This is a genomic window from Candidatus Bathycorpusculum sp., from assembly GCF_009778815.1.
Classification (GTDB): Archaea; Thermoproteota; Bathyarchaeia; order Bathyarchaeales; family Bathycorpusculaceae; genus Bathycorpusculum; species Bathycorpusculum hydrogenotrophicum.
Window position 1 is genome coordinate 1 of sequence record NZ_WRFL01000093.1, and the last position, 7,017, is coordinate 7,017.

At 40.4% G+C, this 7,017-nt stretch carries 2 protein-coding genes; one reads left to right on the forward strand and one right to left on the reverse strand.

Translation table 11 applies throughout. The annotated features are described in order from the left end of the window. The first annotated feature begins 178 nt into the window (after positions 1 to 178). Positions 179 to 3,742 carry a GLUG motif-containing protein gene (locus FWF39_RS11500; RefSeq protein WP_343383582.1) on the forward strand — a complete coding sequence of 1,188 codons (3,564 nt, stop codon included), beginning with the start codon at positions 179 to 181 and terminating at the stop codon, positions 3,740 to 3,742. A 497-nt stretch (positions 3,743 to 4,239) separates the two neighbouring features. Here the strand turns inward: FWF39_RS11500 and FWF39_RS11505 are convergent, their stop codons facing one another. After that, positions 4,240 to 6,756, reverse strand: coding sequence for a COR domain-containing protein (locus FWF39_RS11505; protein ID WP_343383583.1), 2,517 nt, complete (start codon positions 6,754 to 6,756; stop codon positions 4,240 to 4,242). Between the last annotated feature and the right edge of the window lie 261 nt (positions 6,757 to 7,017).

The window sequence follows — 7,017 nt, forward strand, 5'->3', positions numbered from 1 at the left end:
AACCCGCCCTTGGCGACTTTTTCAGACAAACATTTTTTGCAATGCACCATACGAACTAACCTTGTTTGGCGATATATGTACAGCATCACATAAAATTATCTATAAGTGAACACTCTCAAAAACTTATTGAATACAGGTTCTAAGTGATGCAAACGGCGATATTGTAGGCGTAAACGGTTTGGCAAATGAATGGGTGCCAATAGGCGCTTTAGGAAATGCCTTCGCCGGAATCTACAACGGTGATGATCATCTAATTCAAGGTTTATACATAGACACTACTGGGGACTATCAAGGGCTGTTTGGTAACTCGATCGGAACGATACGAAATGTAGGGGTTATTGTGTCATATATCAACGGCAATAATCGTGTCGGCGGCATTGCGGGAAATAATGTCGGCGCGGTAACAAACTGTTACAACACAGGCACTATATGGGGGGTACAATGGGTCGGCGGTGTTACAGGAGGAAATACTGGTACAATAACAAACTGTTTCAAGACAGGTAAAGTGTTGGGCAGTTCCCAAGTTGGTGGTATTGTGGGGATAAGTATAGACGGTTCGATAGCAAATTGTTACAACACAGGCTCGGTGACGAGCGTGACGGTCAGTGGTTGGGACGTCGGCGGCATTGTGGGATATAGTAGTCGCGGTTCGATAGCAAATTGTTACAACACAGGCGCAGTGACAGGTAACGACAAGACTGTTGGCGGTATTGCAGGAACAAATACTGATTGTACGATAATAAATTGTTACAACACAGGCACTGTGACTGGTAGAACTCAAGTCGGCGGCATTGCGGGCATAAATGTATTTGGTAGCGCGGTAACAAACTGCTACAACACAGGCATGGTATTGGCCAACAGTTATTTCGGCGGCATTGCGGGTGAGGTTATTAGTAGCGCAATAACAAGTTCCTACCACCTAACTGGCACGGCGACATTGAGCGTTGGTAGCAATCCCGCAAGTGGAGCGAACATGGCTCGGACGCAGAGAGAGTTAATACAACTCACTACCTTTGTTGGCTGGGATTTTGAAAACGTTTGGGCGTTTGATTTTGACATAAATGACGGATATCCGTATCTGCGAAGTTTTAATATGGAAAATAGCGTGGAAAGAGTTACCGTAGATTTTCACATTAGCTTACCTGATGTGCCTGCTGTTTCTACTTGGCCTGCTGTGTCTGGTTTAGAAACAGATGTGCAATTGAGTATCCCTTGGAGTGATAGCTATTTTAGCAAAAGTGCAACGGTATACAACAATGATTTAGCGGTTGCATCGCTTGTGCTTGCCAATGCAGCATATGACGAAACACGTGTAGAAAGGTCGTTAAAAATTTTTGGATTTAATCCTGATAGTATACGTAAAGACTATCGCGTTATCGAGGGCGATGACAGGGATAGAGTTGCATATGCTATAGCCAGCAAAAAAATTAATGAAGATACAACTGTTGTCGCAGTTGTATTGCGAGGAACACATGACGATGCAGAATGGAAAAGTAATCTTGATTTGCTTGCTAGAGGATTTAAGTCAGCAGCTGATCGTGTTTTTAACGATGAATTAAATGCTTATCTTAGCAACACTGATTTTGTTTCTACACAACGCGTGCAAATCCTTGTTACTGGACATAGTAGAGGTGCTGCCGTTGGCAATCTTATTGGGGTAGAATTATCATCCCGAGTAGATCCGCGGGATGTTTTTGTCTATTGTTTTGCAACGCCAAACTCTCTAGAGAAAAAAGCCAATGATGCAGTGTACCAAAATATTTTTAATATATGTAATGAAGAAGACTTAGTCTGCTTCGTGCCGCCTTTTTTTGAGAAACCTGGTTCGACCAGTTGGTTCCATCGGGAAAACATCGTTGGAATGTATAACAAATTTACAGAGTTGACAAGTGGTAAAGATTTGAAAGCTGTTATGGAGGCTAGGTCTCGCGTCGTTTTACCGAATCCAGTTACTGCATCTGTACTACAAGGGGCTCAGTGGAAGTATGCACATTCACCCGTAACTTATATGTCCTTTCTGCTTTTGGAACAAACGCCTATCAGTCAGGGGCGTGTTATGATAGTTTCTATAAGATGCCCAGTTGATGTTGAAGTATATAGTACTTCTGGTGTACTTCTTGGACGAGTAGTTAGGGACGTTGTTGATGAAAGTATTACTGCTACCCGGGTATTTACTTGGTTAAATGGTGATGAAAAACACTTCATACTACCCTTTGAAGATGAATATGTATTCAATATGGTTGGTACTGATACGGGTGTCATGAATTATGTTATAGGTTACGCTGATCCTGACACTTGGGCGATGCTGGTACAGAAAGAATTTGAAACAGTGAACTTATTTGCAGGCAAACTTTTGAGTTCAACTGTTCAAACGGTCCGTGATGTCGATGTAGCAGATGTGAAACTATCTGTTATAAATGAAGACGGTCATGTAGTTGCAGAAGTGTTAGAAGATGGAACAGAAATCCCAGTTCAATATACGATTATTGTCACAGCAGACACAGGTGGTACTGTATCAGGTGATGGTACATTTGATGCGAACAGTGTTGCTACTTTAACAGCAACACCGGATATAGGTTACAGTTTTGATGGATGGTATGAAATTAACATCAAAGTTAATGGAGATGTGGAATACAGCTTTACCGTAACAACGAATAGGGTACTTGTGGCGAGATTTATGGCAACTTCTGAGGTTGTGCTGGAGAGCATTTCCATTACTTCAATGCCCTCAAAAATAGTTTATGTCGAGGGCGAGGTTCTTGATCTTTCTGGCATGATTGTAACGGCAACATATAGTAACGGTGACACAAGACCAGTTACAAGCTATACAACAAACCCCGTGGATGGTGCAGTGCTTGACAGTGTAGGTATGCAGACTGTTACAATCAGTTATACCGAAAATGGTGAAACAAAAACTGCCGATTTCACTGTTATGGTAAATATTCATGAACATGTTTGGGTGATAAGGGCTGTTGTTGAGCCGACTTGTGAGGAACAAGGCTATACTGTATATGAGTGCTCCTATTGTGGTGAAACCAAGGAGGGTGATTACACCTTTGTACTTGGGCATGATTGGAAAGTAAAAGAAGTCGTTGATTCGGCTTGTGAGATGCAAGGTTATACTGTTTATGAATGTGCCCGTTGCAGTGTAACCAAAGACGATGATTATGTGCCGGCTACTGGGCACTCTGAAGGTGAAGGCGTAGTCACTACTCCTGCTGACTGTGAAACGGCTGGTGTGATGACCTATTACTGTGAGTTGTGTGGCAAAGTGCTACGTACTGAGATAATTTCTGTTCTTGGTCATGATTGGGCTGATGGCGTAGTTACTATCCCTGCTACTCATGAAACTGAGGGTGAGATGTCTTACACCTGTAGACGTTGCGGTGAAACACGCACTGAAGTAATACCGAAATTACCTTCAGACAACACTATAATCGTAAACGGTGTCGAAATAGCGTTTGAAGTCGTTAATGGTGTACTTACATTAAGGCCGATGCAAGAGCAAATGATTGCCATTTTGGCTGCTCCGGATAAGACGGTTGTTTTTGATTTGTGCGGATTGTCTTCTTCGGTGGAGATGTATGTTGGTGCGAACTGGTTCAAAGATGTTGATAAGGCAATCATAATTAAAACTGATACTGGCGAGACTAGCGTGACCACTAAACAGCTTTGGAACAATTCGGGCAAAGACAGCGTGATAACGGTCAACAACGGCAAGCTTAGTTTCAAGAATGCGTAGTAATACGTTCTTGGAATTGCTTTTCTTTTTTTTGTTTTGTTTCTCATAACTTTTTTCTTTGGTTTTCTGGTGTGCGTTTAGAAAATTCTGGGTTGTATGTACCTGTAGGGTATCTGCATCACTTTTAGTAACTGTGTATTTTTTGCAACACCGCTAGTGAGTTAGAAAGTCTGATAGTCTGAATGGTGTATGGTGTGTGGTTGGTGACTTGGGCAATTCTTGTATAGATGCGTTGGGTGTGGGTTAAACTCCCTGTGTAATTGCAGAGTATGGGGGATTCGAACCTCACCGTTCATGGCGATATCGCCATAACACTCGCTCCTTCTCGCTAATTTTCCATTTTTTTAAATTTTCAGGATAAAAAACAGTGTAAATTCAGTTTACCCTATTACACACTATCAAACGAGAAACAATTTACACAAGACACACAGCTATGTACACAGTAGTTTTCTTTTACTTTTGACTACTACACATTTTTAATTGACAAATAAGTGGTTCTACACACCAAAAAGATATTTTATTATTTCTTCCCAACCGATGTGTAGTATACCGACTGCAACTAATAGTGCCAAACCTATTACTCCAAGAAGCACCCAAATTAAATTACTTAATAAGCTAATTCCTATTTGTCTTGGGATAGACTCTTTCAGGTTATTTTCATTTTGAAGATCATAAGGCAGATCATAAGCTTCTTTTGTTAGTTTTAGATCAATCTTTTGACGATTACCACGGCTACCAATAGCTAATTTTCGTTTGGAATTTACATTATTTACAATTTCTCTTTCAGAGAGTAAAATACCTTTTTCAGGCAAAATTGGTTTTATAGCTGTGCCCTGTTGTTCTACTGGATAAAGCATTTCGTAGGTTAATTCAGGAAAACTACAATTAGCCTCTTTAAAAATGAGTTTTAGAGTCTCTCGAAGTTCAGATAAGTACTCTGTCTGATGTGGTCCACTGACGTATACAGTTATCGAACGCTTATATGCACTCTCCTCCACAAGAGCCATTGTATCTGTTTTCCAATTAAGCACCGCGCCAAATCGCCAAGAGTTAGCTATAACCAATTCCTTCGAATGAACTACAGCTAGGCGTGCCACTGTGTAGGGTGGCAAAGTATGATTTGCTTGGCATTCCATCCGTAATTGCGTGCCAAAAATAAATTTGGGAATGCCGTCCTTTGGACGATCAGTCTGAAGTAACAACGGCACAAAAATTTCTGTGGAGTTTTCGGAAAAAGCCAACTTGCACGCTTTCATTAACTTGAATAGAAAACGTTCCTTTCCGTCATATTTGTTTTTATCTTTCCCTGTAAATGCTGCATTAAAATTTGAAATAGAAAGTACACCATGTGTGTCTTTTTCATGAGTTAATCCCCAGTTGATTAAACGGTATATTCCATAGCTGACCCAACTGGGATTTAACACCATTGTATCCTGTTCATGTAATTCCTTATCATCAAACCATATACAACTACCCAAGTCACGAAGTTTCTCCAGCAACTGCTCGTGTTTGTTTTTTGGAAACCCATTTTTTTCGGCAATTTCAGTGAAAGTTTTTCGGTCGATGTAATCTAACTTATCTTTCACAAATTTTTTCCATAGGATCTCCTTAACCTTATATTCAGGAGCGTATATTTTTTGGTTCTTCCAAAGCGGATTATCTCGCAAAAGCGTCATAACAACTTGACGGAAAATTTTCAGTTCGCCAGTTATACTTATATTAGCTTGATAAAAACCTCTAAAGTTAATCGAAGGAAAATCATTTCTTAAAGTATTTTCGATTATATCTACACGGTGCGCATCTCTAACATTAACAAGAACTAGCACAGGAGACGACCCACCGTGATTGTGTATTTGCTCCAACCAATACTCAATACGGTTACCACTCTCAGTCCGCCCGTCAATCAACAATATGTACAGACAACGCTTAGACATAAAGAACGGATGAGCCGCATGAGTTATGACATGTCCAGCAAAATCCCAAACATGAACATTAACCCCCCTATCAAACTGTCCAGTTACATCTGGAATGTACCAATCAGTGAGGTCCACACCTTCTGTGCTCTCAAATTCGTTAGTCATTAGAGCGAACGGATTCTTCAGGCGACGAGCAAGAGACGTTTTACCCGAGCCTTTATCACCTAAAATAATAACACGTGTCTCATTAAGCCGTTTATCACCTAACGTCTTCAACTCTAAAACATAACGGTTAATACCTGCCACTCCATCTCGTGCGATAACGTCATCAGGCGCACTAAGCCGACTTTGAAGCTCTACATAATCAACCTTATCAAGCGTACATCCATTAGCAGTTATACGGTTATACCAGTTTCCCCAATATTTAAAACCTAAATCATGTAAAGCTTTTTCAAACTTATTCCATACATCCATACAGCTGTCGTAGATATCACCTCGAAAATAGTAGTGCCTGCTAAGAATAGACTCTAAATCGCTCATCAGGATTTCTGATAAATCGATTCCTAAGTTCTTTACTGCGTGAGCGGCAGCAGTAGCGATAGCGACACGAGCGGAAGTAATGTCGACATCGATGACGGTAGCAGCATCATTGATAACCCGAGCCGCATAGTAAATGACCTTTATCTTACGTTGATAATTTTTATCTTCGCAGGTATCAGCACAACGAGCAACAATATTTGCAAAGCCGTCTGCACGGGCGGTGTCGTAGTCATAATCGCAGATATTGTAGGTTTCAGAATGCAAGTTGTTAGCGCCAACGTATAAATGAGGACCAGCACGGGCATCAACATCTACATCAAGGGCATCAGTATGGGAAACGACATAAAGGAAGTCTAATGTTTTCAACATTGCAAGCAAATACTTCTGTCGTTTATCTCCTTCTTTGGTATCTTTCCAGTAATCAAAATTTCCAGTTACACCTAGAAATGGCAAAGTTCGTATAGCACACAACCAAGCAAAAAGATAAATTTCCTTACGTGAAAAACCAGACATTTTCCTCTGAACGTATGCTCTGAAATTTTTGTCAATTTTATTCATACTATACCCGCTTTGTACGCTAATTAATAAAATACGGTTAGTATGTCAGGTTAAATTATTAAATCATCTTATAAAAAACACAACGGAAACCACATAGTTAACAATTTATGTGTTGTTTCTTCTTTACACGTTCCCAGCGGCTTTGGGACAATATTATTTGTACCAGCTTTCCCTTGCGTTAATGTCTTCTAGATAGTTTAGGTAGCATAATCGTTTGATATTTAGATTGCAAGCACGACTAAAAGCTTCTTGCTGTCTACG